Annotated in this window: 8 protein-coding genes; all 8 read right to left on the reverse strand. The window is 52.7% G+C overall.

All coding sequences use genetic code 11. The annotated features are described in order from the left end of the window. Positions 1–24: 24 nt before the first annotated feature. Positions 25–405 carry a 50S ribosomal protein L22 gene (rplV, locus tag HOM51_15890; protein ID MBT5035996.1) on the reverse strand — a complete coding sequence of 127 codons (381 nt, stop codon included), beginning with the start codon at positions 403–405 and terminating at the stop codon, positions 25–27. A gap of 2 nt (positions 406–407) precedes the next feature. Then, complete coding sequence (gene rpsS, locus HOM51_15895) at positions 408–686, reverse strand: 30S ribosomal protein S19 (GenBank protein ID MBT5035997.1); 279 nt, start codon at positions 684–686, stop codon at positions 408–410. Between the two features lie 12 nt (positions 687–698). Further along, the gene (gene rplB, locus HOM51_15900) at positions 699–1,529 is read right to left on the reverse strand and encodes a 50S ribosomal protein L2 (protein MBT5035998.1); all 831 of its coding nucleotides are present in this window, start codon (positions 1,527–1,529) and stop codon (positions 699–701) included. Between the two features lie 11 nt (positions 1,530–1,540). Continuing rightward, positions 1,541–1,861, reverse strand: coding sequence for a 50S ribosomal protein L23 (locus HOM51_15905; GenBank protein ID MBT5035999.1), 321 nt, complete (start codon positions 1,859–1,861; stop codon positions 1,541–1,543). After that, the gene (gene rplD / locus HOM51_15910; protein ID MBT5036000.1) at positions 1,858–2,478 is read right to left on the reverse strand and encodes a 50S ribosomal protein L4; all 621 of its coding nucleotides are present in this window, start codon (positions 2,476–2,478) and stop codon (positions 1,858–1,860) included. Before rplD ends, HOM51_15905 begins: the two co-directional genes overlap by 4 nt. Before the next feature lie 6 nt (positions 2,479–2,484). After that, positions 2,485–3,261 carry a 50S ribosomal protein L3 gene (gene rplC / locus HOM51_15915; GenBank protein MBT5036001.1) on the reverse strand — a complete coding sequence of 259 codons (777 nt, stop codon included), beginning with the start codon at positions 3,259–3,261 and terminating at the stop codon, positions 2,485–2,487. A gap of 10 nt (positions 3,262–3,271) precedes the next feature. Beyond that, positions 3,272–3,580, reverse strand: coding sequence for a 30S ribosomal protein S10 (rpsJ, locus tag HOM51_15920; GenBank protein ID MBT5036002.1), 309 nt, complete (start codon positions 3,578–3,580; stop codon positions 3,272–3,274). A gap of 56 nt (positions 3,581–3,636) precedes the next feature. After that, positions 3,637–4,074 (reverse strand): elongation factor Tu (gene tuf, locus HOM51_15925; protein ID MBT5036003.1); only part of this gene is annotated, 438 nt, incomplete at its 5' end.

Raw genomic sequence — 4,074 nt, forward strand, 5'->3', positions numbered from 1 at the left:
ATCGGATTGACTTTTTGACCCATACTAAGCGTTCTCCTCGCGTTCGCGCACAATCAAGCGCATGTTGCTGAAGGGCTTGAAAATTCTTCCTGCCCGGCCTCTGGCACGTGGCCGCCAGCGCTTCATCACCATGGCTTTACCAACGGACGCTTCCGCCACATAAAGCCGATCAACATCAAGCTGATGGTTGTTTTCCGCGTTCGCGATTGCAGATTCCAACAGCTTCTTAACATCGTTGGAAATCCGACGACGTGAAAATTCAAGTTCAGCCAGCGCAGTTTCGCAGTTTTTTCCACGAATGATCTGTGCAACCAAATTAAGCTTCTGAGGGCTGACCCGAATGTGCTTGGCAAAAGCCATTGCTTCATTGTCAGCTAAAGCCCGAGGCGTAGAACGTTTACCCATGACTAGATCCTCTTCACCTTCTTGTCGGCCGTGTGGCCGATATAGGTGCGCGTCGGCGAGAATTCGCCCAGCTTATGGCCGATCATTTCTTCGGTCACCAGCACGGGAATAAATTTCCGGCCGTTGTACACACCAAACGTCAGACCAACGAATTGCGGTAACACAGTCGACCGCCGAGACCAGGTCTTAATAATTGCATTGCGTCCACTTCCACGGGCAGCCTCTGCTTTTTTAAGCAAATAACCGTCCACAAAGGGACCTTTCCATACGGATCGAGCCACAGTCGCTCTCCTTTACTTCTTCGCGTAACGGCGGCGCATAATCAGCCGGTCCGTCTGTTTGTTCTTACGAGTCCGCTTGCCCTTGGTGGGTTTACCCCAAGGTGTCACCGGATGACGACCACCGGATGTCCGGCCTTCGCCGCCGCCGTGTGGGTGATCAACCGGGTTCATCGCAACACCACGAACAGCTGGACGTTTGCCCAACCACCGCTTACGGCCCGCCTTACCCAATTTAATGTTCTGATTATCAGGGTTAGAAACGGCCCCGATTGTCGCCATGCATTCGCCACGAACCATACGCAGTTCGCCTGAATTCAACCGCAACTGAGCATACCCCTGATCTTTACCAATCAGTTGTGCGTAGGTGCCAGCTGACCTGGCAATCTGACCACCCTTGCCGACTTTCATTTCCACATTGTGGATGATCGTACCGACGGGGATATTCTGCATCGGCAACGCATTGCCCGGCTTAATATCAACCCGCTCACCGGAAATCACTTGATCGCCGGCAGCCAAACGTTGTGGCGCCAGGATATAAGCAACTTCACCGTCTTCGTATTTGATCAGCGCGATGTAGGCCGTCCGGTTTGGATCATACTCCAACCGTTCTACGGTCGCGGAAACGCCGGATTTCAGACGCTTAAAGTCGACAACCCGATAACGACGTTTGTGTCCACCACCCCGACGCCGTGCTGTAATACGACCGGTGTTGTTACGACCGCCGTTTTTACGCAGACCTTCGGTCAGAGTTTTTTCTGGTTTACCCTTCCACAGCCCTTCGCGGTCAATGGTAACGAGACCACGCCGACCGGGTGTGACAGGTTTATGTTGTTTTAGTGCCATAACTTATTCCCTCAGACGCCCGTCGTAATATCGATGGAATTGCCCTCGGCAAGAGTGACAACCGCCTTCTTCGTTTCAACCCGCGTTCCAAGGTGACCCCGGAAGCGTTTAACTTTGCCTTTTTGCCGCAAGGTGTTCACTGCAGTAACTTTGACCTTAAACAAGTCTTCAACAGCAGCCTTGATCTCTGGCTTACTGGAATCTACAGGGACCTTAAAAGTGACTTGGTTATACTCACTCAGTAATGTCGCCTTCTCCGTAATGATCGGCGACCGGATCAGTTCGTAAATCCGTTCTTTGGTCGGCGTGGCCGTGCCTGAATGCTTTTTCATTTCAACCGCTCCACCAACTTTTCAACAGCGTCTTTGGTCAACACCAATTTATCGCGCCGCAGGATGTCATAGACGTTCGCACCCATCGACGGCAGGAAATCAAGACCGATGATGTTATTAGCAGCACGCGCGAACCCAACATCAATATCAGCACCATCAATCACCAGAGCTGAACCCCAGCCCAACGTTTCGAATTTTTGACTCAGATCTTTGGTCTTGCCGCTTTTAAGCTCCAACTTATCGATCACGACCAAGTTTCCATCGGCCTGTTTCTCAGATAACGCTGATTTAAGCGCCAATTGGCGAACCTTTTTAGGAAGCTTGATGTTGTGAGTCCGAACGGCTGGACCAAACACAACCCCACCGCCTCGCATCTGAGGCGCAACCCGCGTACCCTGACGGGCACGGCCTGAACCTTTTTGATTAAAAGGCTTAGCTTTGGTCGCGGAAACTTCGCTGCGGCCCTTAACCTTATGGGTACCGGCGCGACGCTTAGCCAACTGCCAGTTCACCATGCGGGCAATAATATCTTTACGAACTGGTGCGCCAAAAATGGCGTCGTCCAGATCGATATCACCGACCTTCTTATTTTCAAGACTGATTACTTGCGTTTTCATTGCCGCTTATTCCTTGTCTTCGCCAGCATCGGTTTCGACAACTGCTTCTTCTGCAGGAGCCTCTTCAGGTGCTGCCTCAGGTGCTTCTTCTGCGGGCTTCTCTTCGCTGGTTCCCAGCAACGCCGCAGGGAATGGAACGCCTTCAGGAGCAGGCTTTTTAACCGCGTCCGAGACAAATAGATATCCACCCTTATGACCAGGGACAGCACCCTTAACCAAGATAAGGCCGCGATCACCATCGGTCTCAACGATTTCGAGATTTTGAGCCGTTACACGAACGCCGCCCATTTGCCCGGCCATCTTCTTACCTTTGAAGACTTTACCCGGATATTGGCACTGACCCGTGGACCCCAACGAACGGTGACTGATCGACACACCGTGGGAGGCCCGCAAACCGGCGAAGCCATGCCGCTTCATACCACCGGCAAATCCTTTACCGATTGTGGTGCCAACGACATCAACATGCTGCCCAGCAATGAAGTGTTCCGCCGAAAGTTCCGCGCCAATATCGACCATCGCATCATCGGTCACGCGGAATTCAGCCACTTTACGCTTGGGCTCCACCTTCGCCTTAGCGAAATGGCCGCGTTGTGCTTTTGAAACTCTCTTAACCTTAGCCGTGCCAACGCCCAACTGGAGCGCCGTATAGCCGTCTCGTTCAGCCGTCCGCTGATCAACAACTTGACAGTTGTCGACTTTTAGAACGGTGACGGGAACGTGTGTGCCGTTGTCTTGAAAGACGCGGCTCATTCCCAATTTTTGTGCTATCAAACCGGTTCGCATAATCTTCACCCTAGAGTTTGATCTCGACGTCGACGCCAGCCGCCAAGTCGAGCTTCATAAGTGCATCGACCGTCTGTGGCGTTGGGTCAACAATGTCCAATACCCGCTTGTGAGTCCGAATTTCGAACTGCTCACGAGACTTCTTATCGATATGCGGAGACCGCAAAACCGTAAATTTTTCAATTCGCGTCGGCAGCGGGATCGGGCCACAAACCTGTGCGCCTGTGCGCCGGGCTGTGTTCACGATTTCTTTTGCCGATTGGTCCAAGACTCGATGATCGAATGCCTTGAGCCGAATGCGTATATTTTGATTTTCCATGGCTGCAGCCTAGTAAAAAGGCCGCCCACAATGGGACGGCCGGTTAAAATTATTCTCTATTCTTCAATCGCCGAGACGACGCCGGCACCAACAGTGCGGCCACCTTCGCGAATTGCGAAGCGCAGACCATCATCCATGGCAATCGGTGCGATCAAATTAACCGTCATCGCAACGTTATCGCCCGGCATCACCATCTCGGTACCCGCAGGAAGTTCAACCGTGCCGGTGACGTCCGTTGTCCGGAAGTAAAACTGCGGACGGTAGTTGGCAAAGAACGGCGTGTGACGGCCACCCTCTTCCTTCGTCAGGATATAAGCTTCGCATTTGAACTTGGTGTGCGGCGTGATCGTGCCGGGGGCTGCCAAAACCTGGCCACGCTCGACTTCTTCACGCTTGGTACCGCGTAGCAAGGCGCCGATGTTGTCGCCCGCTTCGCCCGTATCAAGCAATTTACGGAACATTTCAACACCCGTGCAGATCGTCTTCTGGGTCTC

This window comes from Rhodospirillaceae bacterium, assembly GCA_018660465.1.
GTDB lineage: Bacteria > Pseudomonadota > Alphaproteobacteria > Rhodospirillales > JABJKH01 > JABJKH01.